The sequence below is a fragment of the Sphingomonas sp. G-3-2-10 genome (assembly GCF_012927115.1).
Taxonomy (GTDB): domain Bacteria; phylum Pseudomonadota; class Alphaproteobacteria; order Sphingomonadales; family Sphingomonadaceae; genus Sphingomonas.
Genome location: NZ_JABBFY010000002.1, coordinates 203905 through 229281, shown reverse-complemented (window position 1 = coordinate 229281; position 25377 = coordinate 203905). Strand labels below are relative to the sequence as shown.

Here is a 25377-nt window from a genome sequence, read left to right as displayed (position 1 = left end):
TAGCATGGCCTCCGAAGGGGAAGGCCATGACCAGAGACCCGCGCATCGACGCCTATATCGAGGCTCGCGCCGACTTCGCGAAACCGATTCTCGCCTGGCTCCGCGACCGCGTCCATGCCGCTTGTCCCGACGTGGTCGAGGCGATCAAATGGTCGAGTCCCTTCTTCGACTATAAGGGCAAGCCGCTGGCCAATATGGCGGCGTTCAAGACCCATGCGGCCTTCGGCTTCTGGTCGCGACAGGAACTGGCGACGGGCAAGGAAGGGGAAGCGATGGGCCAATATGGCCGGATCGCCTCGCTCGACGATCTGCCCTCCGCCGGGGAGATCGAGGCGCAGGTAAAGAGCGCGATGGCGCTGATCGACTCCGGTGCCAAGTCGCCCCGCGCCGGAAAGCCGCCCAAGCCCGAAGCCGAAGTGCCGCCCGAACTGGCCGAAGCGCTGGCGGCGGACGATGCGGCCGCCGCGACCTTCAACGCTTTCCCGCCGGGCTGCCGCCGCGAATATTGCGAGTGGATCGCCGAAGCAAAGCGGCCCGAGACCAAGGCCAAGCGCGTCGCCGAAGCGGTCGGCTGGATGCGCGAGGGCAAGCGCCGCAACTGGAAATACGAAGCCTGTTAGGGCTGCTTATTCGGGCGACATCGAGTTGACGAGTTCGGCGGCATTGTCCGGGATCGGCATGTCGCGCTCGCGCTTCGGGCGCGGCAGGTCGCCGGGTTCGAGGACGCCTGCCGGGATCGCGTGATCGACCTTGAACAGGGTGCTGCCGTCGCCGCCCTTCCAGATCGGCACGAGGCCCTGTTCCAGCCGCGTGTCGTAATGCGGCGGGCGGATCAGCCAGACATAGTCGAACGCATCGCGCGGGAAGAGCGCCAGCGCGCGGGCGACCGGGCGCCAATATTCGCGCGGGCACTGCACGTCGGTGACCAGTTCGGACGGATCGTGGATGAAGCTGCGCGCCAGCCGGTCGCGACCGCGCAGATATTTGACCGTCATCAGCTGCGCGCCGGCCATCGACCATTGATCGTTGGTGTAGGCCAGCCGCCGTTCCAGCGCGAGGCCGGGGATGTGCTGGAGGCGGGTCATCCGCCATTCGTTGTAGCAGGTCTCGCCGACAAAGCTGACCAGCCGCGCGCCGATCGGCACGTGATTGAGCGCCTCGAGTTCCTCGTCGTAGGAGGCGTCGTACTTGGCGAACGACCAGGTCGTGGAGACGATGCGCGCGGTGTAGAAGCTCAGGCCGAGCAGCGCGACGGTGGCCGCGCCGAGGATCGGCATGCCAGGCTTGGGCCGGATCGCGATGATCGCGATCGCGATCATGAACGGCACCAGCCGCATATCGGCATAGGCCGATCCGAACACGATGCGCGGCAGCAGCAGGAACACCGCCAGCAGGAAGATCGCCGACAGACCCAGGTTGCGCGAATATTGGATATTCGGATCGCGCACTGCCTTGAGCAGCAGCAGGAACAGCACGCCGACGCTGGCGATGTCGAACAGTTGCCAGCGATCGCGGAACACCTGCAACACCCACAGGATCTTGGCGCGGAAATTGAACCAGTCGCCGGTCTGGCCCGAAACGCCGCCGCCGCTGCGCCATGCCAGCATCAGCAGCACCGGCGGAGCGAGCGAGAGGCACTGGATTCCGGCCTTGAACCACGGGATCACCCAGGCCGTGACGAAATCCTGCCGCCAGCCGCCTTCGCGGCGCGGGCGGATGTCGTGCTGGCGGATCAGTTCGGCCGAGAAAGCGAGCACGCCCAGCACGCCCCAGCCGAAGGTGTGGGTCACCCAGATGATGCACGACAGCGGCACGAAGATGATCGCGCGAAGCCTGAGCTTGCCCAGCCGCGCAAGGCGCAGCCACAGCCCGAAGGCGAGCATCGCGAAGGCCATCGACAGCGCGAAATTGACGAAGCCGAAATGGAAGGGGAAGGCATAGGCCAAAGGCAGGGCGAACAATGCGGTGGCGGGAATGCGGCCATGTACTTCGCGCGAAATCCACAGCAGCCCGGCGACGGTCATCGGCGGGGTGGAAAGCACGATCAGCTTCACCGCCAGCTCGAGCCCGAAAATCTTCGACAGCGGAATGATGAGCAGGTCGACGCCCAGATTGCCCATCAGGCTCCACTCGAAATTATACCATTCCGAGAGCCAGGGATGCTGGGTGTATTCGAGCTGGACGCGATAGCGCCCCATATGGCCGGGCAGGTCCACCAGCGGCGGCACGTCGGGCCAGATCAGGGGGATCATCGCCAATATGGTGACGAACGCCACAAACGTTCGTGTCTGCCACCATTGCAGTGCTTCGCCCCTGTCCATCGGCTGGCTTGTAGGGCGAGCGGGGTAGGCGCCGCAAGCGGGGCGGGCGGGCATTTTTTACGGCTTTTCCGAGGTTACCGGACGATCCGGTAGAAGCGCAGCGGCGTGTCCTTCAGCGGCATCGGCTGGAGCCAGGCGGGCGCCTGCCCGTGCTGGAGCCGGGTGGCCATGCTGTCCGGGTAGTTCCGCGTCACGTCGATCTCGACGAAATCGCCGGGACAGAAGGCGACATAGTCGGTCTTCCACGCCGCCGCGATCGCTCGCGCTTCGTCGGGCTTGCTCAGGAAGAAACGGTACATCGCCATGTTGCCGGTGTTGTTGCGGTGATAGCCCGCGCCGATCGTCGAATGATGCGTCGCGCCCATCAGATAGGCCGCGACATTGGTGCCGGCCATGACCACGCCCGGTTTGAAGCGATCGACCTGAGCCCATGCGTCGCCGCCGCTGCATACGACCTGCAAGGTGGGGCGATTGACCATCGACGTGTCGCGCGCCACCCGCAGCTCGATCTGCTCGGGGATGGTGGCATAGGCCATGCCCGCGCCAGCCAGCCATGCGCCGATCACGGCGGGCAATTGCCACGTCGTCCGCGCGCGTGCCGCAACGACCAGCCCGGCGAGCACAGGCGCGCCAAGCGGTGCGCCGATATAGGCGCCGCGCACCTGAAGCAGCATGATCAACCCGGACATGAGGATCACCGCCGCGATCGGCAGCAGCACCGCCCAGCGTTTCGGCGCGCGCCAGATCATCCATGCCGAGGTGATGCACGCTGCCGCCAGCACGCCGCCGATGGCGATGATCCGGGCGAGGCGCGGCTGTTCGAAGACGCTGTTGGCCTCGTCGATATAGGGCATGAAGGCTTTGAGCAGGAACGGGTCCATCTCGCCATAGGGTCCGCTGATGCAGCTCGGGAAGAGATACAGCGTCAGGCCGAGCGACACAGCGCCGAGCAGTGCGCCGGTCGCGATCCGGACCTGCCAACTGGCCAGCCGGGGCGTGGTTGCGGCCAGCGCGCCGAGCGCCGCGGCGACGGCGAGCGTGCCGGTCGAGGAAGCGGGGGTGAAGGCGTCGCACAAGGCGGGCGACCAGAAGGTGGGGCGGAGGAAAGTCAGGAAGAACAACGTCGAAACGCCGAGGCCTGCCGCGAAGCCGGTGAGGCGCGAACGCTCGTTCATGCCGCGAACGACCCACAGCATCGCCAGCACCGCGACGAGGGCTGCGACCTGCGGCGCGGTTTCGAGGCCGATGACGAGGCTGAGTCCGGCTGCCAGTCCGGTCAGGATCCCGCCTTTCAACGTGGGCGTGCGCATCAGCAGCAGGACGAAGATCTGGATCAGCACGACCTGAAGCGCGTGATGATCGATCCGGCCGGGGATGAAGACGGTGGTGCCGGGATAGGCCAGCGCCATCAGTACCGCCGCGATCGGTCCGGCGGACGGTCCCCATAGCCGCCGCGCGATGCGGGCGGACAGGAAGAGGGCGAGCGCGAACAGCAGTGCCGGATAGACCAGCACCGCGAACATCTCGGCACCGGCCTGGCCCGCGAACGGTGTGGCGAGCAGGATCAGCGCGGCGATGCCGACATCGTTGATTCGCGACCAGTGCATCGGCGAACCTTCGGGCGGCGCCATGCGATATTGGGTCCAGTCGTTGATCCCCTGTCCGGCGATCCAGTCGCGCACCTGCGCGATGCGCATCATGTCGTCGGGATCGGGCAGCAGCATGCGGCTGAGCCGGCCCCAGTCGGTCAGCGTCCAGCCGATCGTCAGGATCAGCGCCAGCGCGACCGCCACGACCAGGTCGAGGCGGATCGCCCGGCGACGCGCTAGGGCGTCGTTCGGCTGGCCGGTCGTCATTTCCTCAGGTCAGCGCGACAGCACGGCTACGAAATGCAGCCCGCGATCGAAGAACCAGCTGAACGGACGCGGATAGAGTGCGAGATGCTTGGTGAACTTTCCGGTATCGAGATGGAGCTTGCCCCAGATCGACTTCCACTCGCGGTGCGACAGATAGTTGTACGGCAGGCGCACGCCATGCGCGGCGTTGCCGACCCAATCCATGAAGCGCAGCGTGATGCCCGCGGCGATGCCGTCGCGCAGATGGTCCTTGATGATCACTTGCGGCGCGACGCGAGCGATCTCGCCCAGCACGGCCTGCGGATCGTCGGTATGGTGCAGCACGTCGATCACCATCGCGGCGTCGAAATGATTGTCTTCGAAGGGGATATGATAGCCGTCATATTCGGTGACGGGGATCGCCGTATCCGGGCGGACCAGCACGTCGATCCCTTCGATCTTCACGTCCGGGCGCATCTGCATCACCAGCACGGCAAGGTCGCCGCTGCCGCAGCCCACGTCGATCACGCGTGCGTTCTGGGGCAGGCGATCGGCGATCGCGGTCGCTAGCTTCTGGATGCGGCGATTGAACACCAGCTTGCCATGAACGGAACCGAGCATCTTAACCTCCGGAGGCAGACCGCGTGAAAGGTTCGGCGGTCTTGTCGCGGGTCACGCTAGAGGGCGATCCGATGAGAAATGGTTAACGCGAACCCTTTCCGTGCGTGTTCGGCACGATTTATTTGGCCCTGTCGTTAACCAAAATTTGAAACGCGGCGGGGCACAGCGGGCAGGACAATCAGGACACTTTGGGAGCTTCCATGTCCGCTGCCCGCGCGCTCAAGACGTTTCACGCCCCCAACCGCCCGCCCGAAGCGCGGGAGGAAGCGATCGAACTGTCGATCGTCATGCCCTGCCTCAATGAAGCCGAAACGCTGGCGGTGTGCGTGAAGAAGGCCAAGGCGTTTCTCGCCGATCATGGCCTGAAGGGCGAAGTGATCGTCGCCGACAATGGCTCGACCGATGGGTCGCAGCAGATCGCCAATGCGCTGGGCGCGCGCATCGTCCACGTCCCCGCGCGCGGCTATGGCGCGGCGCTGATCGGCGGGATCGAAGCGGCCAAGGGCAAATATGTCGCGATGGGCGACGCCGACGATTCGTACGATTTCGGCGGGCTGATGCCGTTCGTCGAGCAGCTTCGCGACGGCGCCGAACTGGTAATGGGCAATCGCTTTCAGGGCGGGATCGAGGAAGGCGCGATGCCGCCGCTTCACCGCTATCTGGGCAATCCCGTGCTGAGCTTTCTTGGCCGCACCTTCTTCCGCATTCCGGTCGGCGACTTCCATTGTGGCCTGCGCGCGTTCAACCGGGACAGCATCCAGAAGCTGGGCCTCACCGCGCCGGGAATGGAATTCGCGAGCGAGATGGTGGTCAAGGCCGCGATCGAAAAGCTCGACATCCGCGAAGTGCCGACCACGCTGAAGCCCGACGGGCGCTCGCGTCCGCCGCATCTGCGCACCTGGCGCGACGGCTGGCGGCATCTGCGCTTCCTGCTGATCTTCGCGCCGAAATTCCTGTTCCTCTATCCCGGCGTCGCGCTTGCCGCTGTGGGCCTGTTCGGCGTGCTCGGGCTGATCGGCGGGGACGTGCATGTGGGCGGGGTCGAGTTCGGCATCCACACGATGATCTTCGCCGCGATGGCGGTGCTGATGGGATCGCAGCTGATCGGTCTCAGCGTGATGGCGCGGCGATACGGTACAATCGCGGGCATGTGGCCCGAAAGCGGGCTGATGCGGCGGGTGCGCAACTGGTTCTCGGTCGAGCGCGCCTGCATCCTTGGCGGTCTGATGCTGACCGGCGGCATCGCCGGCGCGGCGACCGCAACCGCGATCTGGGCGTCGAGCGGCTTTGGCGGACTGAACCCCGCAGCACTGATGCGCCTGACCATCCCGTCGATGCTGCTGGGCTGTGTCGGGCTTCAGATGGTGGTGACTGCCTTTTTCATCGGCCTGCTGGATCAGCCGCGCCGTTGACTGCCGATCGGCCGGTTCAGGATGCGATCTGGACCTTTCCGATCCGGTTGATCCCGAGTTCGCTGAACCAGATATTCCCGTCCGGCCCCTGCGTGATGCGATGCATCACCGTGCCGCGCGACGGCGCGCGGAAATAGCTGATGCCCACGCCGGACAGGTCGCCACGCTGCGCCAGCGCGATCTCGGCGCTCAGGCGCACGATATAATCGTCCGCTACCGGCCCGGTCGGCGGCGGGCTGACATATTGCTGGACCCACAGATTGCCGAGATTGTCGAAGGCGAGGCCCGCGAGGATCGCGCTCGACGCAGTCAGCGGCACCGGGAATTCGGTGATCGATCCATCCGCCTCGACCCGGCCGATCTTGCCGCCCGCTTCCTCGCTGAACCACATCCGCCCGTCCGGCCCCGCCACGATCGCGATCGGGCGGCTGTTGGCGGTGGGGATGACCGTTTCGACCGGTTGTCCACCGGCGGCCGGGATCCGTGCGATCCGGCTGCTGGTCAGCTCGGTACACCACATATCGCCATCGGGTCCGGCCGAAAGATAGATCGGCACCGCGCCCAGCGTCGGCAGCGCATAGTGGCGCACCTCGAACGTGACCGGATCGATACGCCCGAGGGTGTTGGTCAGCTTGCCGGTGAACCAGATTGCGCCGTCATGGCCGATGCCAAGGCCATGCGGGCGCGTGTTGATTGCCGGATCGATGCCCGGGCCGCTGATGCGCACGTCGATCCGCGCACCGATGCTGCCGTCGGGATGGATCTGCACGACTTCGCCCGAACCCTCGAAAGTGAGCCAGAGCCGGTGCTGCTGGTCGAACTTGATGCCGTGCGGTTTGCTGCCCGGCGGCATCGCGAAATAGGTTGCCATTCCGTCGAGCGTGACGCGGGCGATATGGTCATATTCCTGTCCCGAGACCCAGAAGACGGTGCCGCCATCGTGATCATAGACCAGTTCGTGCGTCGATCCGCCGCCGGGGGTGCAGCAATGGGTCGAGTCCGCCGCGGCGCTGCCGGTCGTCGGCTCGGCGCCGGGCCAGTCGAGCGGATATTCGGTCACCAGCCCCGCGACGTTGCCGCCATGCATGTGGCAATGATCCATGTCGTGCATCGCTGATCTCCCCCGCGTTCGGCCGTCGAGGATAGGTGGCGTGAAGGCGGACGCAAAGACTATCGCCGCCGAAGCGGGACGATCCCGCTTTCGCCGGACCAGCTTGCCGGATTATCAGGGTTCATGACCTGTCACGATTTCACCCATGCCATCCTCCGCACTCCGGGCCGCTCGGTCGTCGGCGGGCTTCACGCAGGCGATGGTCCCGCGCCCGATTATGATGCGGTACTGCGCGAACATGCCGCCTATGCCGATGCGCTGCGCGAGGCCGGGCTGACGCTCGATATTCTCGGGGCCCTGGAAGCGTTTCCCGATTCGATCTTCGTCGAGGATCCGGCTCTGGTGTTCGGGGAAGGCGCGATCCTGCTCAATTCCGGCGCTGATACGCGGCGCGGCGAAGTCGCCGAACTCGCGCCGGTGCTCGGTCGCCACTTCGGCGAGGTGCTCCGGATCGGCGAAGGTTCTGCTGATGGCGGCGATGTGATGGTGACGCCGGATCGGGCGTTGATCGGCCTGTCGGCACGGACCGATGCCGTGGGCGCGGCGGCGCTGGTGGAAGCGCTCGGCACGCTGGGGCGCAAGGCGGCGATCGTCGAGCCGCCGCGCGAGGCGCTGCACCTCAAGACCATCGCCACGCTGATCGACGAAGAGACGATCCTGACCACGCAGGCGGGGGCGGTGAGCGGGCTGTTCGCCGGGTTCCGCGTGCTGACGCTCGATCCCGGCGAGGAAGCCGCCGCCAATGCGCTGCGGATCAACGACACGCTGCTGTTGTCGGACGGCCATCCGCGCATCGCCGAGCGGCTGGATCGAGAAGGCTATCGGCTCAAGCTGCTCGACACGACGCACGTCGCGCGGATCGATGCGGGGCTGTCGTGCATGTCGCTGCGGTGGAACGCCGCGTGACGCTGCCGTCGCGGTTCGCCGCACCGGAGATGCGAGCGCGGCTGGAACTGATCGCGTCGAGCCATCGCCGGCTGACCGGGCGCGACCTCGTACCGTCGCCCGAAGCGTTATGGAGTGCGCCGCGTGTGATTCTCGCGCATGGGACCGAGACGGACCCGATCTTCTTCTTCGGCAATCGCGCCGCACTCAACCGGTTCGGCACCAGCCTCGAGGCGTTCGTCGCCATGCCGTCGCGCCTGTCCGCCGAGCCGATGCATCGCGACGAACGCAGCGCGCTGCTGGAGCGCGTGACGCGGGACGGCTTTATCGACGATTACAGCGGCATCCGCATCGCGGCGGATGGCAGCCGCTTCCGCATCGAACAGGCCATCGTGTGGAACCTGATCGATGCGGATGGTGCGATCCACGGTCAGGCAGCGAGTTTCGATCGCTGGACCGACCTTTGAGCTGACCTAGCCCTCGCGGCGGCCGAGCAGACGCAGGCGCAGCGCGTTGAGCTTGATGAAGCCCGCGGCGTCGCGCTGGTCGTACGCGCCCTGATCGTCCTCGAACGTCACGACCTTCTCGCTGTAGAGCGTATAGGGCGACTTGCGGCCGGTGACGATCACACTGCCCTTGTACAGCTTCAGGCGAACCGTGCCGGTCACCTTCTCCTGGCTGTGATCGATCGCGGCCTGCAGCATCTCGCGCTCGGGCGAGAACCAGAAGCCGTTATAGATCAGCTCGGCATAGCGCGGGGCCAACTCGTCCTTCAGATGCGCCGCGCCGCGATCCAGCGTGATCTGCTCGATCCCGCGATGGGCGAGGTGATAGATGGTGCCGCCCGGCGTCTCGTACATGCCGCGCGACTTCATGCCGACGAACCGGTTTTCCACGAGATCAAGGCGCCCGATGCCATGCTTGCGGCCCAGCTCGTTGAGCGCCGCGAACAGGGTCGCGGGCGACATCGCCTCGCCGTTCAGCGCGACGCCGTCGCCGCGTTCGAAATCGATCGTGATCGTCTCGGGCGCGTCGGGCGCGTCCTCCGGGTTCACCGTGCGCGAGTACACATAATCCGGCACTTCCTGCCACGGATCCTCGAGCACCTTGCCCTCGGACGAAGTGTGCAGAATGTTCGCGTCGGTCGAGAAGGGCGCTTCGCCGCGCTTGTCCTTGGCGATCGGAATCTGGTGCTTCTCGGCGAACTCGATCAGGCGTTCGCGGCTGGTGAGGTCCCATTCGCGCCACGGCGCGATCACCTTGATGTCCGGGTTCAGCGCATAATAGCCCAGCTCGAAGCGGACCTGATCATTGCCCTTGCCGGTCGCGCCGTGGCTGACGGCGTCGGCATTCACCAGCTTGGCGATCTCGATCTGGCGCTTGGCGATCAGCGGACGCGCGATCGACGTGCCGAGCAGGTACAGGCCTTCGTACAGCGCGTTCGAGCGCATCATCGGGAAGATGTAGTCGCGGACGAACTCTTCCTTGAGGTCGTCGATGAAGATGTGCTCGGGCTTCACGCCGGCCATCTCGGCCTTCTTGCGTGCGGGCTCGAGTTCTTCGCCCTGGCCCAGATCAGCAGTGAAGGTCACCACCTCGCACTGATATTCCTGCTGGAGCCATTTCAGGATCACGCTCGTGTCCAGACCGCCCGAATAGGCGAGGACGACGCGGTTGATCTTCTCTGACATGGGCTACGACTCCGGGGTTTTGGGAACGGTGCGCGCAATAGGGTCCGAAAGCCCGCGCAGCAAGCCGGGCATGTATGCGCCCAGCGCGGCGGCGCGATAGAGATAGCTGATCAGGAACGCCGCCCACAGGCCCCACAGGCCGAACGGGCGCAGGATCAGGTCGGTCGCGATGTACAGAGCCGTCGCCAGAATCGCGGCGTTGCGCAGCGCTCGGCCGCCAGTCGCGCCGATGAAGATGCCATCGAGCAGCCATGCCGGGGTGCCGAGAAGCGGCAGGATCGCGACCAGCGGCAGCGCGGCGATGGCGATGTCGCGCACGTCCTGATTTGTCACGAGGAACCGGATCGCGGGCGCGCCCGCCACCATCAGCAACACGCCGAACAATGCGGCGCAGACGAACGAGAATTCGCTCGTCAGCCGGATCGCGCGGATCAGGTCGGGCCGGCTCCGCGCGCCGATGGCATGGCCCACGCGCGATTCCGCAGTGAAGGCGAAGCCGTCGAGCACGAAAGCGACCAGGCTGATCGCTTGCATCAGCACCTGATTGGCGGCGAGCACATTGGTGCCGAGCCGCGCCCCGGCATTGGTGACCCATACGAACATCAGCAGCAGCGCGACGGTGCGGATCATGATGTCGGCGTTGACCGCGAAGAGCCGCTTCATCGCCGCGCGGTGGAACAGCCGCGCCCGGTCCGCCACCCCGCGCAGATGCGGGGCTACCATCAGCAGCCCCACCGCCAGTGCGGTCCATTCGGCGCAGGCGGTGCCATATCCCACGCCGCGCACGCCCATATCGAAATGCCACACGAACAATATGTCGAGGCCGATATTGATCAGGTTCATCACGATCTGGAGCGCCAGCGCCGCACCGCTGCGGCCGAGGCCCAGCAGCCAGCCGTTGATCGCGAACACCGCAAGGCTGGCCGGCGCGCCCCACATCCGCGCGGCGACGAACGTCTTTGCCTGCGCATCGACGTCCGCCCCGCCGTCCAGAACCCGGAAGGCAAGCGGGATCAGCAGCAGCTGAAGCGCGAGCAGCACCGCGCCCAGCGCCGCTCCGATGACGACGCCGCGCATCAGCATCGCATCGACTTCCTGCGCGTCCCCCGCGCCCTGCGCCTGCGCGGTCATCCCCGTCATTCCCATGCGCAGAAAGCCGAAGCTCCAGAACAGGAAGTTGATGATCGTCGTGCCCAGCGCCACGCCCGCCAGCGCCGCCGCGTCGCCGGTCCGCCCGATCACTGCCGTATCGACGATGCCGACCAGCGGCACGGTGGTCTGGCCGAGCATGATCGGCCATGCCTGCGCGAAGATCGACCGGCGGGTGAGGGGCAGGGCGGACATTGCCGCCGCTTAGGCAATTCGCGGCGGCTGCGATAGCATCGCGGCTGCGAATCGGGAGAGCGGGACATGGCCGAGATCAAGACCAAACCCACCGAAGTGACCGCCGACGCCTTCATCGACGCGGTCGAGAACCCCGTCCGGCGCGAGGATGCCAAGGCGGTGCGCGCGATGATGGAGCGGATCACCGGCCAGCCCGCGCAGATGTGGGGGCCGTCGATCGTCGGCTTCGGCAGCTATCACTATAAATATGACAGCGGGCACGAAGGCACGATGTGCCGCCTTGGCTTCAGCCCGCGCAAGGCCGAACTCGTACTTTACGTGCTGACCGGCGCGGAAAGCCAGGAGCCGCTTCTGGCGCGGCTGGGCAAGCACAAGACCGGCAAGTCGTGCCTCTACATCAAGAAGCTGGCCGATGTGGATGCAGGCGTGCTCGACGAACTGACGCGTGATGCGCTCGCGCACATGGACGAACGCTATCCGTCCTGAAGCATGAAGCCGCGAGGCATGGTCTCGTACAGCGCTTCCTCGTGCGCGAGCATATAGTCGCGGGTGATCGGCAGCGCGTCGCGGTCGCGGGCGAACTGGAGCTGGTAATTGACCAGCCCGCCGTTGAAGAAGCCGGTCATCGCCCCGGCGAGATAGAAGGTCCACATCCGGTAGAAGCGCTCGTCGTACAGCGCGACGATCGCGTCGTGCGCGGCGACGGTGCGGTCGTACCAGTGATTGAGCGTATGCCCGTAATGCTCGCGCAGCACCTCGACGTCGGTCATGAACCAGCGCAGCCCTTCATAGCCCTGCGCGATCTCCGACAGCGCCGGAATATAGCCGCCGGGGAAGATATATTTCGAGGTGAAGGCATCGGTCACGCCCGGCCCGCCCGCGCGGCCGATCGTGTGGAGCAGCATCACCCCGTCGGGCGTCAGCAGGTCGCGGCACTTGCGGAAGAAGGTGCGGAAATGCGGCACGCCGACATGCTCGAACATGCCGACCGACACGATCCGGTCGAACGGTCCTTCGACGTCGCGATAGTCGATTAGTTCGAACCTGACCTTGTCCTCCACGCCTTCCCATTCGGCGCGCTGGCGGGCGGCCTTGAGCTGTTCTTCGGACAGCGTGATGCCGAGCACTTCGGCGCCGGTCTTCTTGTGGAGGTAGATCGCCATCCCGCCCCAGCCGCAGCCGATGTCGAGCACGCGCATGCCCGGCTCGATCATCAGCTTGGCGGCGATATGCGCCTTCTTGTCGAGCTGGGCCTGTTCGAGGCTCTGGCCGGGATCGGCGAAATAGGCGCAGCTATATTGGCGGTCGGCGTCGAGGAAGAGATCGTAGAGCCGGGCCGACAGGTCGTAATGATGCGCGACGTTGCGCTTCGATCGGCGGCGCATGTTCATCCGTCCAAGCCGGTGCGCGATCGCGCCCGCGGCATAGCGGACCGGGCCGGGCAGGAAGGTCGCGCCACCCTGCTCCCAACGATTGTTGACGGTCATCAGCCACAACAGGTCGCGGATATCGCCTTCGACGAATGCGAGCCGTCCATCCATGAACGCTTCGGCTGCGCCCAGCGCCGGATTGCGCAATATCTCGCCCGCCACGCCAAGGGCGAAGCGCATGACGACTGGCCTGATGTCGGGATCGGGCGCACCGAAGCTGACCGAGCGGCCATCGGGGTGGATGAGGCTGAGCGATCCCCGCCGGATCGCCCGATCGAAGAACCGGTCGATAAGCGCCATGAGACCGGTACGCAGCCGGGCGCGAAACAGTTCCCGCCAGAATGGAATTAATTTGGATCAGTCGCACTAGATCCCGGCATACCATTCATAGCCGCTGCGATCCTCCCACAGCCCGCCGCCGCCCTTGTGAATGCCGGCAAGGCTCGCAACCGCCTCGATCCGCATGACATATTTGGCGTGCTTGTAGCCGAGCTGGCGTTCAACCCTCAGGCGGACCGGTGCGCCGTGGCCGACGGACAGCGGGGCGTCGTTCATCGCCCAGGCCATGATCGTCTGGGGGTGGTACGCGTCGATCAGGTCGATCGATTCATAATAGGGCGCGCCGCCGATCGCGTCGGCGCAGTGGAAGACGATGAACTTCGCGCTCTGCCGAAGCCCGGCGAGATCGAGGATGCGAGCGAGGTGCGGCCCCTGCCACTTGCCGATCGCGCTCCACCCCTCGACGCAATCGTGGCGGGTGATCTGCGCGCGCTGGGGCATCGCGCGAAGGTCGGCGAGCGAGATCGACAGCGGGCGCTGGACGAGGCCGTCGACCTTGAGCCGCCAGTCCGCGAAGCGGTTCGCGGCATGCGCGGCATAATCGGGCGTGTTCGGATTGGCGGTGCCGTTGACCCGGAACTTCGGGCTCATCTGGTCTGCGCGGAACTCGCGGGCCAGCGCGGCGCGATCGGTGATCGATCGCTGGAGGAATTTGTGCGCATCGTCGCCGGTCGAAAGGATCGACTTGCCGATCCCGCTGCTGTCCACTGCGTCGCACCCCGCGAGCAGCCCGCCCGTGCCGGTGATGAGGAAGCTGCGGCGCGAGATCATTCCTCGGGCACCTTCCACTTGCCGGTGACCATCGACCGGATCTCGTTGACCGGTCCGGCGAGGATCACCAGCGTCAGGTGCACAACGACGAACAGGCTGACCGCTCCCATCGCGATGAAATGGACCGACCGCGCCGATTGCCGCCCGCCGAAGATGTCGATCAGCCACGGCCATGCCGCATCCATCCCCGGCGACAAAGCGAGGCCGGACAGGATCAGCAGCGGCAGCAGGATGACGATCACCCCGGCATAGCTGGCCTTCTGGAAGATGTTGTAGGCGGCCGGGTTCTCGGGATCGTGGAAACGCAGGTTCCAGTGGGCCTTCAGGTCATCGCGTAGATGACCCGGTTTCAGCTCCTCCGGGCGGATGCGCAGGTCGCGCTGGAAATGGCGGTTGATCAGGCTGACGATCATGTACGCGAGCAGCCCGAATGCCAGCACCAGCGCGAAGAACAGATGCCAGTGCCGCGCGATCGCCAAGCTGTATTGCGAGGGGATCGTCAGCCAGCCGGGGAAGCGCGGCAGGCTGAGCCATGCCGCGTCGAAATTCGCGCCATAATGTCCCCAATAGAGGCGCGGATGCGCGTTGAAGATCATCAGGCCGCTGCCGATCATGATAATGACGGTGACGGCGTTGATCCAGTGCCAGATGCGCGTGAACAGGCGGTGCCGGACGACTTCGCGCACCGGCGCCGCCGTGTCGCTCACTCCGCCGCGAGATGCCATTCGGGTGGTTCCTCCGCCTCGCGCAGCCGGGCTTCCTCCTCGTACATATAGTCGCGCGTCATCGGGATCGCGTCGCGGCGCTTGACGTACTGGAGCTGCCAATTGACCAGCCCGCCATAGCGGAATGCCGCTTCGGCGCCCGCAAGGTAGAATTGCCACATGCGGAAGAAGCGCTCGTCATAGAGCTCGACGATCTCGTCCCGCGCGGCGTTGGTGCGATTGTACCATTCCTCCAGCGTATGGGCATAGTGATAGCGTAGCGCCTCGACATCGGCGACGATCAGCTTGTGCTTTTCGGCTTCGACGACAAGCTCGGACAGCGCCGGGATATAGCCGCCGGGGAAGATATATTTCCGCGTCCACGCATCGGTGGTGCCCGGTCCGCCCGCGCGGCCGCAGCAATGCGAGACCATCACGCCATCGGGCTTCAGCAGGCGCGCCATATGTTCGAAGAAACCGGGATAATGCGGGGTGCCGAGATGCTCGATCAGGCCCACATTGATGATCCGGTCGAACGATCCGGTGACGTCGCGATAGTCGATCAGCTCGAACTTCACCTTGTCCGACACGCCCAGTTCGGCGGCGCGCTCGGTGCAGAAGGCGATCTGGTCGGGCGCCAGCGCGATGCCGAGCACTTCGACGTCATATTGGCGGTGCAGATAAAGCGCGAGGCCGCCCCAGCCGCAGCCGACGTCGAGCACGCGCATGCCCGGCTTCAGGTTCAGCTTGGCGGCAAGATGCGCCTTCTTGTCGAGCTGCGCCTTTTCCAGGCTGTCGTCGAGGTCGCGGTGATAGCCGCAGGTATATTGCCGGTCCGCGTCGAGGAAGAGTTCGTAGAGGCGGCGAGTGAGGTTGTAGGTATGTTCGGCGTTGCGGCGCGACCGCGCCTTCCAGTTGATCTGGTCGATCCGGCCGGCGACATGGCTGATCGCCTTGCGGAAGGGGCCGGCGGGCTCGATCCCTTCGGGCTGTTCGAACGGGGCGTTGTAGCGGAACAGCAAGGCTAGGTCGCGTATGTCGCTGCCGCCCTCGATCACCATCCGCCCGTCCATATAGGCTTCGCCTGCGCCCAGCCGCGGATCGCGCGAAATGAAGTTCGCGGCGCCCTTGTCGGTGAAGCGGACTGTGACCGGCCTTACCACGGGATCGGGCGCGCCGTAGCGATACGCCTTGCCGTCATGGTCGATGACGAGGAGCTCACCCTTGAGGATGAGCTTGCGGAGCATCTTGTCGAGGAGCCACATGCTGTGCAGCATGTGGCAAGCATTGCGCGGGCGCAATGGCTCTCAGAGATAGACCCTTGCGAAGAAGACGAGCGTCGTCGCGCCCGTCACGATCAGGGTCCAGATGCGCACCAGACCGTGGGGCAGTTTCTTGCCGATATGCGCGCCGGCCCAGCCGCCCACGATCGATCCCGCAAGCATCGGCAGGCACAGTGCCCAGCTGACCATCCCGGCCGCGACGAAGACGAAGGCGGCGGCGAGGTTGGCGATGGCCAGCATGAGCGTGCGGATCGCGAACAAGGATCGCGGATCGGCGCCGGCGAGCAGGCCATAGGCGGCGGTGGTCATCAGCCCAACCCCGCCGCCGAAATAGCCGCCATAGATGCCGAGCAGGGTCTGCGCGGTCATCAGCGTGCGGGTGCCGATCGTGACGCGCGCCCGCAGCCAGTCCGACGCGGCGCGGCCGAACGCCATCACCACGAAACCGAGCAGCAGCAGCCAGGGGATGATGAAGTCGAAGGCGCGGCTGGGGGTCAGCACCAGCAGCGCGCTGCCCACCAGCCCGGCTGCGAAGGTGATGATCGAAAGCGTGCGCACGCTCATCCCGCCGACTGGTGCGAGTTCGTCGCGAAACGCCCATGCGCTGGCCGCCGCGCCCGGCATCAGCGCGACGTTCGACGTGGCGTTGGCGATGTTGGCGGGCAGGCCGAGCGTGATCAGCGCGGGCAGGGTGGCGAAGGTGCCCCCGCCGGCAAGGGCGTTCATCACGCCGCCGAGCAGGCCTGCGGCCAGCGCGAGGAGGAGCGGGAAGGCGTCCACACTCTCCCCCTTACCGTTCGCCCTGAGCTTGTCGAAGGGCTGTTCTTCTACTGCACGCAAAAGCGAAAGAACGGTGCTTCGACAAGCTCAGCACGATCGGGATCGGCTTAGCCCAAAGCCGCCTGCTTCTCTTCCGCCAGCCGGTCGAGCTCGGCGCGCGACTTCTTCTCCGACGCAGTCTTCAGCTGGCCGCAGGCCGCGTCGATGTCGCGCCCGCGCGGGGTGCGCGCCGGAGCCGAGATGCCCGCGCCGAACACGATTTCCTGAAACGCGCGGATCCGCTCGGGCGTCGAGCATTCATACGGCGCGCCGGGCCAGGGGTTGAACGGGATCAGGTTCACCTTGGCGGGCAGATCGTAGAGCTTGATCAGCCGGACCAGCTCGCGCGCATCGTCGTCGCTGTCGTTCTTGTCCTTCAGCATCACATATTCGAACGTGATCCGCCGGGCATTGTTCGCGCCGGGATAGTCGGCGCAGGCCTGAAGCAGTTCCTCGATGCCGTATTTGCGGTTGAGCGGCACGATCTCGTCGCGCACTTCCTTGGTCACCGCGTGGAGCGAGACGGCGAGGTTCACCCCGATCTCTTCGCCCGCACGCGCCATCATCGGGACCACGCCCGACGTCGACAGGGTGATGCGGCGCTTCGACAAAGCAAGCCCGTCGCCGTCCATCACCAGCTTCAGCGCATCGCGGACATTGTCGAAATTATAGAGCGGCTCGCCCATGCCCATCATCACGATGTTGGTGAGCATCCGGCCCTCGGGCTGGCTCGGCCATTCGCCCAGCGAATCGCGCGCGAGCATCACCTGGCCGACGATCTCGGCCGGGGTCAGGTTGCGGACAAGGCGCATCGTGCCGGTGTGGCAAAAGCGGCAGTTGAGCGTACAACCGACCTGCGACGAGACGCACAGGGTGCCGCGATCGGCGTCCGGGATGAACACCATCTCGTAATCCTGCGCGTCCGGCGACCGCAAAAGCCATTTGCGCGTGCCGTCGTTCGATACCTGCTGTTCCACCACTTCGGGGCGGCTGATGACGAAGCGATTGGTCAGCCAGGGCTGCATCGTCTTCGAGATATCGGTCATCAGCGAGAAGTCGGTGACGCCGCGATTATACATCCAGTGGAAGATCTGCTTGGCGCGCAGCTTGGCCTGTTTCGGCTCGAGCTGCGAGGTCTCCAGCGCCATGCGCAGGTCGAGCTTCGACAGGCCGAGCAAGTCGATGCGGCCATCCGGACGCGGCACGATGGCGCGCGGAACGGGTACGGGATCGATGTGCCCGGGAATGGGCATGGGAGCGGCCGACGGTGAATGCATGGCGCAGCACATAGTGCATCGCGCGCGATTTTTCTACTGGTCTTGCGGTGGCGTCAGCGCCGCTGCGCCATCGGGAAGCGGCACGCGATATAGACGGCGAACAGCGCCGCCACGCTGCAAGCCGCAAAATGCACCGGCAGCAGCAGCATCGGAGCGGGAGACAGAAGCCCGGCCGTGACGAGGCCAGCGCAAATCATAAGGACGAAATTGACCGCCAGCAACGCGATCACCAGCTTTCGGATCAACGGGGTTAGCTCGAACATCTGTAAGCACAGGAGGAGCGAGGCCGCTCCCACTGTCATCACCAATGTTGGGTACTCCGGTATATCCATGGCAATTCCATAGCCTGTCGGGAGATATCATGCGAGCGACTTCGTACCCGGCAACCTTGTCTTCGGCAAGCATCCCAGCGCCGCCAGCGTCCACTCCATCGCCTCGTCCAGCAGCGTGTGCGGCTCTTCGCCCAACACTGCGATCAGCGAGCCATTGTCCAGTTCCACCGGGTGCCGCCAATAGGCTTCCATCTCGATCATCTCGCGCATCGTCGGGTTGAACGGGGCGATCAGCGGCAGGAGCCGCCACGGCATGCGGCGGAGCTTCGCGCGGCGGCCGGTAACGCGCTGGATCGCTTCGGCAAGGCCCAGCCCGTCGGCGTCCCAATGGCCGGCGAAATGATAGCGCGCGAAGCGGGGCAGATCGGCGTCGCGGTCGAGCAGCCGGGCGAAGGTCTCGCCGACATCGGGGAGATAGGCCCATGCATGGCCAATGCCGCGCTTTCCCGGAACCATGATCGAGGTCACCGGCTTGCCCGGCGTCACCATGCCTTGCGAGAGCCATGAATTGCCCGGACGCGGCCCGAAGAAATCCCCCGCACGCAGGATCAGCGCGCGGACGCCCGATGCTTCGATCCGCGCCTCCATGTCGCGGCGGATCGCGCCTTTGCGGGTCGAGGGACGCTGCGGACTGTCCGGTGCGGCGAGCGGCGTCGCGGCGGGATCGTAGTTGTAGATCGTGCCGGGCAGGGCGAGCCGCGCGTCATTGGCCTGCGCCGCCGCGATGCTGTTGTCGATCATCGGCATCACCAGCTTCGCCCAGTTGCGATAGCCCGGCGGGTTCACCGCATGGACGATCGCCTGCGTGCTCTCGGCAGCGCGCAGCACATCGTCGCGGTCCATCGCGTCGCCGATGGTCCAGTCGATGCCATCGCCCGAACGCGGCGTTCGCGTGAGCCCGCGCACGCTCCAGCCATGCGCAATCAGCGCCCGCGCCGTCTCGCCGCCGACGCCGCCGCTCGCGCCCAATACCAATGCCGTTTTCATCGCAATCTCCGTCACTTGGAACGACGGGGATATGGACTGGCTTAACCTCAATCAAAATTGACCAAGTTCGACGAGTCGAATAGACAATTTTTATGAACCTCGTCGACGATTGGGAGCGCCAGCGCGCCTTTCTCGCAGTGCTGCGCGAAGGAAGCCTGTCCGCGGCCGCGCGGCTGATCGGCGTTGCCCAGCCGACCGTCAGGCGGCGGATCGAGGAACTGGAGGAGTCGCTCGGTACGCCTTTGTTCACGCGCTCGCCCAGCGGCCTGCTGCCGACCGAGCGCGCCCATGCGCTGCGCGAACATGCCGAAGCGATGGCGATGGCGGCGGATGCATTCGTCCGCTCCGCCTCGGCGGGCGCGCGCGAAGTCGCCGGCACGGTGCGGATCAGCGCCAGCGAAGTGATCGCGGTCGAAGTGTTGCCGCCGATCCTCGCCGAGCTTTGCGTGCGCCATCCCAGGCTGGTGATCGAACTCAGCCCGACCAACCGCAACGAGGACGTGCTGCGCCGCGAAGCCGATGTCGCGGTGCGGATGGTGCCGCCGCAACAGGATGCGCTGGTCGCGCGGCGGGTGGGGGCGGTGACGCTGGGGCTGCACGCACATCGCGATTATCTGAAGGCGCGCGGCACGCCGGAAAGCCTCGACGATGTGCGGAGCCATGCGATCATCGGCGTCGAAGGCGACACGCCGGTACTTCGCGCGCTGCAGCATCGCGGCCTCGCGGTCGGGCGCGGCGATTTCAGCTTCCGCAGCGACAGCGATCTGGCGCAGCTCGCGGCGATCCGCGCGGGGCTGGGCATCGGTGTGTGCCAGATACCGCTGGCGGCGCGCGATCCGAAGCTGGTGCGCGTGCTGCCGCAGGCGCTGAGCCTCGATCTCGAGACCTGGGTGATCTGCCATGAGGATCAGCGCGGCGTGGCGCGGATTCGCGCGGTGTTCGACGCGCTGGTCGCCGGGTTGAACAAATATATCGGCGCCTCGCCGCTCCAGCGTTCCGCGCCCGAAGCGTGGCTCGAAGAGGAATTGCTGCTCGAAATGCCGGCGGACTAGCCCCGGACGCACCCCAGCGCGGCCGCGTCGATCGCGGTCGCGGCGCCCTGCAGCGAATAGGTATCGGCGAACGCGCCGCCATTCGCGCCGATGCTTTCCACGCTCATGCTGCGCCCCTGCCGGATCGCGGCGACCACCGCGGCATCGGTGCGGGCATCGGGCGACCAGGCGTCGGTCTCGCCCGCGACCAGTTCGAACCGGCGCTCGCCGACCGACAGCATCACTCGCGCGCGGGGGTGGCGGGTGCGGCTGAGGCGGACATGGAGTTGGGCGTGGACATTCTGGCCGGGCCAGGTCGCGATGCTGGCGAAGGGCTGCGACTGACTGTGCTTCTCCACCGGCTTGGCGATCGCATAGCAGCGGCGCGGCGACGCATCGCGGAACGCACCCCAGCTCTGGAAGGTGCCCAGCGGCGTACGGCCCTGCGCGTCCTGCGCCGGCGCGAACGCGATCAGGAGCAGCGCCAGCATCATACCGCGGCGTTGGCCAGCTTGCCCGAACCCCAATGCGCGACCGTCTCGACGCCGCCTTCGATCAGCGCGATCGACCCCTGCGGCAGATCGGGCGCGGCGGGCGATCCGAACTGTTCCAGCACCGGCGCATGAGTCATCACGCCGCGCAGCACCCGGCTCGACATGCCGTGCATGATCACCAGCCGGTCGCCCGGATCGTCATCGGTATCGGCGAGCCATGACGACACGCGCGCCGCGATCGAATCATACCATTCGCCGCCCGGCGCGGCATGGCGATAAAGCTTGTGCTCCTCGTCGAGGAACCCGGACAGCGCGTCGCCCAGTTCGTGATAATAGCGGCCGCTCCACTCGCCCATGCCGATCTCGACCAGCCGGTCGTCGCGGTTCGCGGCGTGCCAGTCGAGCTCGAGATGCTCGCAGATCAACGCCAGCGTCTGCAGCGCGCGGCCTGCGCTCGACACCCACAAAGTCAGCTTCGGCTTCGCGCCCAGCAGTTCGCGCAACGCCGCGCCCATTGCATCGGCCTGGGCGAAACCGGCGCGTGTGAGTGGCGTGTGCGGGTGATCGCCCTGCATTCTCTTCGCGAGATTATAGACCGTCTCGCCATGCCGGGCGATGAAATCGCGGCCTTGGCGGGGGCTGTTTCCGGAATGCGCGCGAGTGGAATCCATCGGGCCTGTTTCAAGTCCCTGTGGCCGGAAAGCAACGCTTTTCCTTGTTTATCTGAGGTTCATGAAACGAGGCGGCGGCGTTCCTAGTTATGCCTCGGCCCCAGTTGATCGGGCCTAGTAAAGGTACCCAAGGAGTTTTTATGCGTATCGCACTTTTCGCAGCCGCCCTCGCCGCCAGCACCGCGCTTGCCGCCCCGGCCTTCGCTCAGGAAACCGTCGATCCCACCTTCACCGGCCCGCGCGTCGAAGGCGTTGTCGGCTGGGATCGTCTCGATTCCGGTGACACCAGCGGCACCGAGGCCAGCGACGGCGTCGTCTATGGCGGCGCGATCGGCTATGACATCGCCACCGGCGGCGCCGTGTTCGGTGTCGAGGGCGAAATCACCGGCTCCACCAACAAGCAGGAAGGCGCCGGCCTGATCGTTCCGGGCGACTCGTTCCGCGTGAAGGCGGGCCGTGACCTCTATGCCGGCGTCCGCGTCGGCTTCCTCGCCGGTCCGCGCACGCTGATCTACGCAAAGGGCGGCTACACCAACGCCGCGGTCGAGACCCGCTACACCAGCGGCCTCACCACCGTGACCGACAGCGAGAACATCGACGGCTGGCGTCTGGGCGCGGGCGCCGAGTTCAACCTCGCCAACAACATCTATCTGAAGGGCGAGTATCGCTACTCGAACTACAGCTCGCTGGACGGCGTGGACATCGATCTGGACCGTCACCAGGTCGTCGCCGGCCTGGGCGTGCGTTTCTGATCTGAGGCGGTGCCGGCCCGCACCCCCGCCCTGCCACCCCACGGAAGTATATTCTATGGGTGGCCGGGTGGGGGAGCGGGCCGGCACCGCACGGTTCGGCTCCGCTGAACCAATCAAAGACGCAATCGCAGCAAAATAGCTGTGAAATGAAGGGCCGGGGCGCTTGCTCCGGCCCTTTTTCACGTTAAGGATATTGAACGGCGAACTGCCACCGGCCGCATGTGTGCGAGGTGGGATTTGGGCGGCGGCCCGGGGGTTTGAAGACATGAAGGCGACGATCGAACGCGCAACGCTCCTCAAGGGGCTCAGCCACGTCCAGTCCGTGGTGGAACGGCGGAACACGATCCCGATTCTCTCCAACGTGCTGCTCGAAGCCAATGCGTCGGGCACGCTGCGCCTGATGGCGACCGATCTCGATCTGCAGATCGACGAGACGATCGCCGCCGCAGTCGACCAGCCCGGCGCGACCACCATTTCGGCGCACACCCTGTTCGACATCGTCCGCAAGCTGCCCGAAGGCTCGCAGGTCGAGCTGAGCGCCGCCGATGGCCGCATCACCGTGGTTGCCGGCCGCGCGCGCTTCACGCTCTCGACGCTGCCGCGTGACGATTTCCCGGTGATCGCCGAGGGCGAGCTGCCGACCACCTTCGAACTGCCCGCCGAAACGCTCAAGCAGATCATCGACAAGACCCGCTTTGCGATCTCGACCGAAGAGACGCGCTATTATCTGAACGGCATCTTCTGGCACGTGTCGGACGAAGCGACGCCGGTGCTCAAGGCCGCGGCGACCGACGGTCACCGCCTCGCCCGCGTCACCGTGGCGCGCCCGGACGGCGCCGAATCGATGCCCGACATCATCATCCCGCGGAAGTGCGTCGGCGAACTGCGCAAGCTGCTCGACGAAGTCGATGGCTCGGTCGGCGTGTCGATGAGCAATTCCAAGATCCGCTTCGATCTGGGTCAGGCGATCCTCACCTCGAAGCTGATCGACGGCACCTTCCCCGATTACAGCCGCGTCATCCCGACCGGGAACGACAAGATCCTCAAGATCGACCCGAAGAGCTTGATGGCCGGCGTCGATCGCGTCTCGACCATCGCCACGGAGAAGACCCGCGCGGTGAAGATGGCGCTCGATCGCGACAAGGTGACCCTCTCGGTCACCAGCCCGGAAAACGGCGCCGCGGCCGAGGAAGTCCCCGGTGAATATGCCGCTCAGTCGTTCGAGATCGGCTTCAACAGCCGCTATCTGATGGACATTCTCGGCCAGGTCGAAGGCGATGCAGTGGAAGTTCACCTCGCCGACGCCGCGGCGCCGACGCTGATCCGCGAGAACGACAAGTCGCCCGCACTTTACGTGCTGATGCCGATGCGGGTCTGACCCGCTCGTTCCGGGCTGAATAAAGGAAGGGCGGGCGCGGCATATCAGCCGGCCCGCCCCTTTCGTTTCAGGCGAACATGCCGCGCCGCATCGCCAGTCCCATCTGAACCACCAGACTGACTGCCATTGCCGCCGTCATCAGCGTCCAGCTGCTGATCTCGGGTGCCAGCCCCAGCTTGACCATCGACGCCCAGCCGAACAGCCCCATCGTCAGCACCCAGAAGCTGATCGCGCTCGATTCCATCGCCAGCGCGCGAGTCAGCTCGTCGCTGCGCTTCGTGACGCGCCAGCTCAGCCAGGTCGTAAGGAACAGCAGCGCGCCCATTGCCGCCGCCACGACGATCGACGCCGTCTCGCCCGCGCCCAGCCGCACTGCGAAGGGCGGCGCCAGCAGCAGTCCGCCCGAGATCAGCAGCAGGATAGCGTTCATCCGCATCATCCGCAGCACATCGTCGTCGAGGGGGTCGCCCTCGCGGTAATTCTCCGCGATCGCCTTGTACGCGCCCTGGCTAGACGAAACGAGTACCGCGAAGCCCCCCAGCATCAGGATCAGCAGCGCCAGCACGGTGGACACGATGTCCTCCGCCGGCATGTCCTTCAGCAACTCGAGAAACCCGCTCGCGGCGGCAAGCGCGCAAAAGGCGAGGCCCACCAGCGCGCCGATGAACATGCGGAACAGCCGGACATGCAGCGGACGGTCAGTCATTTCGGGGCTCCGGCGGGGTCCAGTCGTCAAGGAAGATGGCATCAACGGGCACTCCAAAAACCTTTGCCATGCGCAGTGCGAGCGGCAGGCTGGGGTCGTATTTGTCGGTTTCGACGGCGTTGATCGTCTGACGCGAGACGCCGAGCAGCTTGGCCAGATCCCCCTGACTCAGCCCTGCTTCGGCACGCAGCACGCGAAGCCGGTTGTTCATCGGGTTTGTCCAGAGATCTTGTCCATATGACAAGAGTTCTTGTCAGCGATTCGCGGTGGTGTCAAGAGTTCTGGACATAGTCCCTTTGACAAAGCAGCCCTACGGATTGTGCCCGATCAAATATCGCAGTTGATTTTTAACCTGCCCGTGCTATTTACATCGATGTAAATAGTGATTCGGTGATCGACATGGCGACGCAACCCGCACCCGTTCCGACCTTCAACCCCGGCATCCCGATGAAGCGGGAATGGGGCACGGCGCTGTCGGCGCTGCGCAAGCTGCTCGCCAATGGCGACGATACCACGCAGGTCTTCAAGATCATGCGCGCGCTCAACGGTGACGTCACCCAGCGCAGCTATCGCAAGCTGCTGACCCTGCCGGGTGGCGGCAAGCTCGCCTATCAGCGGATCGAACTCGCCGAGCGGCTGACCGACCGCGCCTGGATCGACAGCTTTGCCGAGGGTACCGTCGGCGCGGCGTATCGCAACTTCCTCGACAGCACCGGCTATTCCGCCGACGGGCTGGTCGAAGTCAGCATGGCCGAAGGCGCGTTTCAGGGCGTCGATGTCGAACATCCCTATGCCTGGATGGGCCGCCGCGAGCGCGACATCCACGATATCTGGCACGTGCTGACCGGCTACAAGGCAGACGAGCATCTGGGCGAAGCCTGCCTTGTCGCCTTTTCCTATGCGCAGACCGGCGGTCTCGGCTGGGGCTTTATCGGCCTCGGCGCCGCGCTGAAGAGCCTGCGTATCACCAAGGAAGCGGCCTTCTCCAAGGCCGTGATCGAAGGCTACGCCCGAGGCAAGAAGACCAGCTGGCTCCACGGGCTGGACTATGAAGCGCTGATGGCCGAGCCGATCGACGCCGCGCGCAAGCGGCTGGGGATCGAACCCGCCCCGAAATATCTGATCGCACAGGCGCGGCTGGAAGCGGCGGGGCTCAAGGGCATCTGATTTCCCGCACGGGAAA

Annotated in this window: 27 protein-coding genes; 9 read left to right on the top strand and 18 right to left on the bottom strand. The window is 65.7% G+C overall.

What is annotated here, in order from left to right:
• Positions 1 to 26: 26 nt before the first annotated feature.
• Entirely contained in the window at positions 27 to 620 is a 594-nt protein-coding gene (locus HHL13_RS17685) for a YdeI/OmpD-associated family protein (RefSeq protein ID WP_169557265.1), read from the top strand.
• Between the two features lie 6 nt (positions 621 to 626).
• Here HHL13_RS17685 and HHL13_RS17680 read toward each other — a convergent pair whose 3' ends face one another.
• The 3 genes from HHL13_RS17680 to HHL13_RS17670 form a co-directional block, all read right to left on the bottom strand.
• Positions 627 to 2321 (bottom strand): hypothetical protein, encoded by a 1695-nt coding sequence (locus HHL13_RS17680; protein ID WP_169557263.1) that lies wholly within the window; start codon positions 2319 to 2321, stop codon positions 627 to 629.
• A 74-nt stretch (positions 2322 to 2395) separates the two neighbouring features.
• Positions 2396 to 4177, bottom strand: a complete 1782-nt coding sequence (locus HHL13_RS17675) for a hypothetical protein (RefSeq protein ID WP_169557261.1) — start codon at positions 4175 to 4177, stop codon at positions 2396 to 2398.
• 9 nt (positions 4178 to 4186) lie between these two features.
• A complete protein-coding gene (locus tag HHL13_RS17670) occupies positions 4187 to 4777 on the bottom strand; it encodes a methyltransferase domain-containing protein (RefSeq protein WP_169557259.1) in 591 nt (196 codons plus the stop codon).
• A gap of 200 nt (positions 4778 to 4977) precedes the next feature.
• On the opposite strand from HHL13_RS17670, the gene HHL13_RS17665 reads away from it, so the two are divergent.
• A complete protein-coding gene (locus HHL13_RS17665; protein WP_169557257.1) occupies positions 4978 to 6189 on the top strand; it encodes a glycosyltransferase family 2 protein in 1212 nt (403 codons plus the stop codon).
• Between the two features lie 16 nt (positions 6190 to 6205).
• Here the strand turns inward: HHL13_RS17665 and HHL13_RS17660 are convergent, their stop codons facing one another.
• Complete coding sequence (locus HHL13_RS17660) at positions 6206 to 7300, bottom strand: hypothetical protein (RefSeq protein ID WP_169557254.1); 1095 nt, start codon at positions 7298 to 7300, stop codon at positions 6206 to 6208.
• Between the two features lie 123 nt (positions 7301 to 7423).
• On the opposite strand from HHL13_RS17660, the gene HHL13_RS17655 reads away from it, so the two are divergent.
• Both HHL13_RS17655 and HHL13_RS17650 read left to right on the top strand, forming a co-directional pair.
• Positions 7424 to 8206, top strand: a complete 783-nt coding sequence (locus HHL13_RS17655; RefSeq protein ID WP_169557252.1) for an arginine deiminase family protein — start codon at positions 7424 to 7426, stop codon at positions 8204 to 8206.
• Positions 8203 to 8652 carry an MEKHLA domain-containing protein gene (locus HHL13_RS17650; protein WP_346775584.1) on the top strand — a complete coding sequence of 150 codons (450 nt, stop codon included), beginning with the start codon at positions 8203 to 8205 and terminating at the stop codon, positions 8650 to 8652. The genes HHL13_RS17655 and HHL13_RS17650 overlap by 4 nt, the downstream gene beginning before the upstream one ends.
• Before the next feature lie 6 nt (positions 8653 to 8658).
• Here HHL13_RS17650 and HHL13_RS17645 read toward each other — a convergent pair whose 3' ends face one another.
• Both HHL13_RS17645 and HHL13_RS17640 read right to left on the bottom strand, forming a co-directional pair.
• Positions 8659 to 9876 (bottom strand): argininosuccinate synthase, encoded by a 1218-nt coding sequence (locus HHL13_RS17645; RefSeq protein ID WP_169557250.1) that lies wholly within the window; start codon positions 9874 to 9876, stop codon positions 8659 to 8661.
• Positions 9877 to 9879: 3 nt separating this feature from the next.
• Positions 9880 to 11220 (bottom strand): MATE family efflux transporter, encoded by a 1341-nt coding sequence (locus HHL13_RS17640; protein WP_240953890.1) that lies wholly within the window; start codon positions 11218 to 11220, stop codon positions 9880 to 9882.
• Positions 11221 to 11286: 66 nt separating this feature from the next.
• On the opposite strand from HHL13_RS17640, the gene HHL13_RS17635 reads away from it, so the two are divergent.
• On the top strand, positions 11287 to 11706 hold the full coding sequence (locus tag HHL13_RS17635; RefSeq protein ID WP_169557249.1) for a DUF1801 domain-containing protein: 420 nt from the start codon (positions 11287 to 11289) through the stop codon (positions 11704 to 11706).
• Here the strand turns inward: HHL13_RS17635 and HHL13_RS17630 are convergent.
• The 8 genes from HHL13_RS17630 to HHL13_RS17595 form a co-directional block, all read right to left on the bottom strand.
• The gene (locus HHL13_RS17630) at positions 11694 to 12950 is read right to left on the bottom strand and encodes a cyclopropane-fatty-acyl-phospholipid synthase family protein (RefSeq protein WP_169557248.1); all 1257 of its coding nucleotides are present in this window, start codon (positions 12948 to 12950) and stop codon (positions 11694 to 11696) included. The two genes, HHL13_RS17635 and HHL13_RS17630, sit on opposite strands and share 13 nt — an antisense overlap.
• Before the next feature lie 66 nt (positions 12951 to 13016).
• Positions 13017 to 13760, bottom strand: coding sequence for a molybdopterin-binding protein (locus tag HHL13_RS17625; RefSeq protein ID WP_169557247.1), 744 nt, complete (start codon positions 13758 to 13760; stop codon positions 13017 to 13019).
• The gene (locus HHL13_RS17620) at positions 13757 to 14485 is read right to left on the bottom strand and encodes a cytochrome b/b6 domain-containing protein (RefSeq protein WP_169557246.1); all 729 of its coding nucleotides are present in this window, start codon (positions 14483 to 14485) and stop codon (positions 13757 to 13759) included. Before HHL13_RS17620 ends, HHL13_RS17625 begins: the two co-directional genes overlap by 4 nt.
• The gene (locus HHL13_RS17615) at positions 14464 to 15729 is read right to left on the bottom strand and encodes a cyclopropane-fatty-acyl-phospholipid synthase family protein (RefSeq protein ID WP_169557245.1); all 1266 of its coding nucleotides are present in this window, start codon (positions 15727 to 15729) and stop codon (positions 14464 to 14466) included. Before HHL13_RS17615 ends, HHL13_RS17620 begins: the two co-directional genes overlap by 22 nt.
• Before the next feature lie 42 nt (positions 15730 to 15771).
• The gene (locus HHL13_RS17610; protein ID WP_169557244.1) at positions 15772 to 16527 is read right to left on the bottom strand and encodes a sulfite exporter TauE/SafE family protein; all 756 of its coding nucleotides are present in this window, start codon (positions 16525 to 16527) and stop codon (positions 15772 to 15774) included.
• Between the two features lie 107 nt (positions 16528 to 16634).
• Positions 16635 to 17819 (bottom strand): 23S rRNA (adenine(2503)-C(2))-methyltransferase RlmN, encoded by a 1185-nt coding sequence (gene rlmN, locus HHL13_RS17605; protein ID WP_240953889.1) that lies wholly within the window; start codon positions 17817 to 17819, stop codon positions 16635 to 16637.
• A 77-nt stretch (positions 17820 to 17896) separates the two neighbouring features.
• Positions 17897 to 18145 carry a hypothetical protein gene (locus tag HHL13_RS17600; protein ID WP_169557242.1) on the bottom strand — a complete coding sequence of 83 codons (249 nt, stop codon included), beginning with the start codon at positions 18143 to 18145 and terminating at the stop codon, positions 17897 to 17899.
• Positions 18146 to 18202: 57 nt separating this feature from the next.
• The gene (locus HHL13_RS17595; RefSeq protein ID WP_169557241.1) at positions 18203 to 19162 is read right to left on the bottom strand and encodes an NAD(P)H-binding protein; all 960 of its coding nucleotides are present in this window, start codon (positions 19160 to 19162) and stop codon (positions 18203 to 18205) included.
• Between the two features lie 92 nt (positions 19163 to 19254).
• Between HHL13_RS17595 and HHL13_RS17590 the strand changes: the two genes are divergently transcribed.
• Positions 19255 to 20214 (top strand): LysR family transcriptional regulator, encoded by a 960-nt coding sequence (locus tag HHL13_RS17590; RefSeq protein WP_169557240.1) that lies wholly within the window; start codon positions 19255 to 19257, stop codon positions 20212 to 20214.
• Here HHL13_RS17590 and HHL13_RS17585 read toward each other — a convergent pair.
• Positions 20211 to 20684, bottom strand: coding sequence for a hypothetical protein (locus tag HHL13_RS17585; RefSeq protein ID WP_206377115.1), 474 nt, complete (start codon positions 20682 to 20684; stop codon positions 20211 to 20213). The two genes, HHL13_RS17590 and HHL13_RS17585, sit on opposite strands and share 4 nt — an antisense overlap.
• Positions 20684 to 21358, bottom strand: a complete 675-nt coding sequence (locus tag HHL13_RS17580) for a histidine phosphatase family protein (RefSeq protein ID WP_169557238.1) — start codon at positions 21356 to 21358, stop codon at positions 20684 to 20686. The genes HHL13_RS17585 and HHL13_RS17580 overlap by 1 nt, the downstream gene beginning before the upstream one ends.
• A gap of 140 nt (positions 21359 to 21498) precedes the next feature.
• On the opposite strand from HHL13_RS17580, the gene HHL13_RS17575 reads away from it, so the two are divergent.
• Positions 21499 to 22110, top strand: coding sequence for an outer membrane beta-barrel protein (locus tag HHL13_RS17575; protein ID WP_169557237.1), 612 nt, complete (start codon positions 21499 to 21501; stop codon positions 22108 to 22110).
• Between the two features lie 265 nt (positions 22111 to 22375).
• Positions 22376 to 23488 (top strand): DNA polymerase III subunit beta, encoded by a 1113-nt coding sequence (gene dnaN / locus HHL13_RS17570; protein ID WP_169557235.1) that lies wholly within the window; start codon positions 22376 to 22378, stop codon positions 23486 to 23488.
• 67 nt (positions 23489 to 23555) lie between these two features.
• Here dnaN and HHL13_RS17565 read toward each other — a convergent pair whose 3' ends face one another.
• Together HHL13_RS17565 and HHL13_RS17560 are read right to left on the bottom strand one after the other, a co-directional pair.
• Positions 23556 to 24194, bottom strand: a complete 639-nt coding sequence (locus HHL13_RS17565; protein ID WP_169557234.1) for a hypothetical protein — start codon at positions 24192 to 24194, stop codon at positions 23556 to 23558.
• A complete protein-coding gene (locus HHL13_RS17560; protein ID WP_169557232.1) occupies positions 24187 to 24405 on the bottom strand; it encodes a helix-turn-helix transcriptional regulator in 219 nt (72 codons plus the stop codon). Before HHL13_RS17560 ends, HHL13_RS17565 begins: the two co-directional genes overlap by 8 nt.
• A gap of 188 nt (positions 24406 to 24593) precedes the next feature.
• On the opposite strand from HHL13_RS17560, the gene HHL13_RS17555 reads away from it, so the two are divergent.
• Positions 24594 to 25361 carry a Coq4 family protein gene (locus HHL13_RS17555; RefSeq protein ID WP_169557230.1) on the top strand — a complete coding sequence of 256 codons (768 nt, stop codon included), beginning with the start codon at positions 24594 to 24596 and terminating at the stop codon, positions 25359 to 25361.
• The last annotated feature ends 16 nt before the right edge of the window (positions 25362 to 25377 follow it).

Bases quoted from the DNA above. Each gene is read 5' to 3' on its own strand.
- HHL13_RS17560 (WP_169557232.1), bottom strand. From the start codon at position 24,405: ATGAACAACCGGCTTCGCGTGCTGCGTGCCGAAGCAGGGCTGAGTCAG.
- HHL13_RS17585 (WP_206377115.1), bottom strand. From the start codon at position 20,684: ATGCTGGCGCTGCTCCTGATCGCGTTCGCGCCGGCGCAGGACGCGCAG.
- HHL13_RS17665 (WP_169557257.1), top strand. From the start codon at position 4,978: ATGTCCGCTGCCCGCGCGCTCAAGACGTTTCACGCCCCCAACCGCCCG.
- rlmN (WP_240953889.1), bottom strand. From the start codon at position 17,819: ATGCCCATTCCCGGGCACATCGATCCCGTACCCGTTCCGCGCGCCATC.
- HHL13_RS17640 (WP_240953890.1), bottom strand. From the start codon at position 11,220: ATGTCCGCCCTGCCCCTCACCCGCCGGTCGATCTTCGCGCAGGCATGG.
- HHL13_RS17675 (WP_169557261.1), bottom strand. From the start codon at position 4,177: ATGACGACCGGCCAGCCGAACGACGCCCTAGCGCGTCGCCGGGCGATC.
- HHL13_RS17625 (WP_169557247.1), bottom strand. From the start codon at position 13,760: ATGATCTCGCGCCGCAGCTTCCTCATCACCGGCACGGGCGGGCTGCTC.
- HHL13_RS17670 (WP_169557259.1), bottom strand. From the start codon at position 4,777: ATGCTCGGTTCCGTTCATGGCAAGCTGGTGTTCAATCGCCGCATCCAG.
- HHL13_RS17620 (WP_169557246.1), bottom strand. From the start codon at position 14,485: ATGGCATCTCGCGGCGGAGTGAGCGACACGGCGGCGCCGGTGCGCGAA.
- HHL13_RS17600 (WP_169557242.1), bottom strand. From the start codon at position 18,145: ATGACAGTGGGAGCGGCCTCGCTCCTCCTGTGCTTACAGATGTTCGAG.
- HHL13_RS17660 (WP_169557254.1), bottom strand. From the start codon at position 7,300: ATGCACGACATGGATCATTGCCACATGCATGGCGGCAACGTCGCGGGG.
- HHL13_RS17685 (WP_169557265.1), top strand. From the start codon at position 27: ATGACCAGAGACCCGCGCATCGACGCCTATATCGAGGCTCGCGCCGAC.
- HHL13_RS17655 (WP_169557252.1), top strand. From the start codon at position 7,424: ATGACCTGTCACGATTTCACCCATGCCATCCTCCGCACTCCGGGCCGC.
- HHL13_RS17595 (WP_169557241.1), bottom strand. From the start codon at position 19,162: ATGAAAACGGCATTGGTATTGGGCGCGAGCGGCGGCGTCGGCGGCGAG.
- HHL13_RS17680 (WP_169557263.1), bottom strand. From the start codon at position 2,321: ATGGACAGGGGCGAAGCACTGCAATGGTGGCAGACACGAACGTTTGTG.
- HHL13_RS17575 (WP_169557237.1), top strand. From the start codon at position 21,499: ATGCGTATCGCACTTTTCGCAGCCGCCCTCGCCGCCAGCACCGCGCTT.
- HHL13_RS17565 (WP_169557234.1), bottom strand. From the start codon at position 24,194: ATGACTGACCGTCCGCTGCATGTCCGGCTGTTCCGCATGTTCATCGGC.
- HHL13_RS17645 (WP_169557250.1), bottom strand. From the start codon at position 9,876: ATGTCAGAGAAGATCAACCGCGTCGTCCTCGCCTATTCGGGCGGTCTG.
- HHL13_RS17615 (WP_169557245.1), bottom strand. From the start codon at position 15,729: ATGTGGCTCCTCGACAAGATGCTCCGCAAGCTCATCCTCAAGGGTGAG.
- HHL13_RS17580 (WP_169557238.1), bottom strand. From the start codon at position 21,358: ATGGATTCCACTCGCGCGCATTCCGGAAACAGCCCCCGCCAAGGCCGC.
- HHL13_RS17555 (WP_169557230.1), top strand. From the start codon at position 24,594: ATGGCGACGCAACCCGCACCCGTTCCGACCTTCAACCCCGGCATCCCG.
- HHL13_RS17590 (WP_169557240.1), top strand. From the start codon at position 19,255: ATGAACCTCGTCGACGATTGGGAGCGCCAGCGCGCCTTTCTCGCAGTG.
- dnaN (WP_169557235.1), top strand. From the start codon at position 22,376: ATGAAGGCGACGATCGAACGCGCAACGCTCCTCAAGGGGCTCAGCCAC.
- HHL13_RS17630 (WP_169557248.1), bottom strand. From the start codon at position 12,950: ATGGCGCTTATCGACCGGTTCTTCGATCGGGCGATCCGGCGGGGATCG.
- HHL13_RS17635 (WP_169557249.1), top strand. From the start codon at position 11,287: ATGGCCGAGATCAAGACCAAACCCACCGAAGTGACCGCCGACGCCTTC.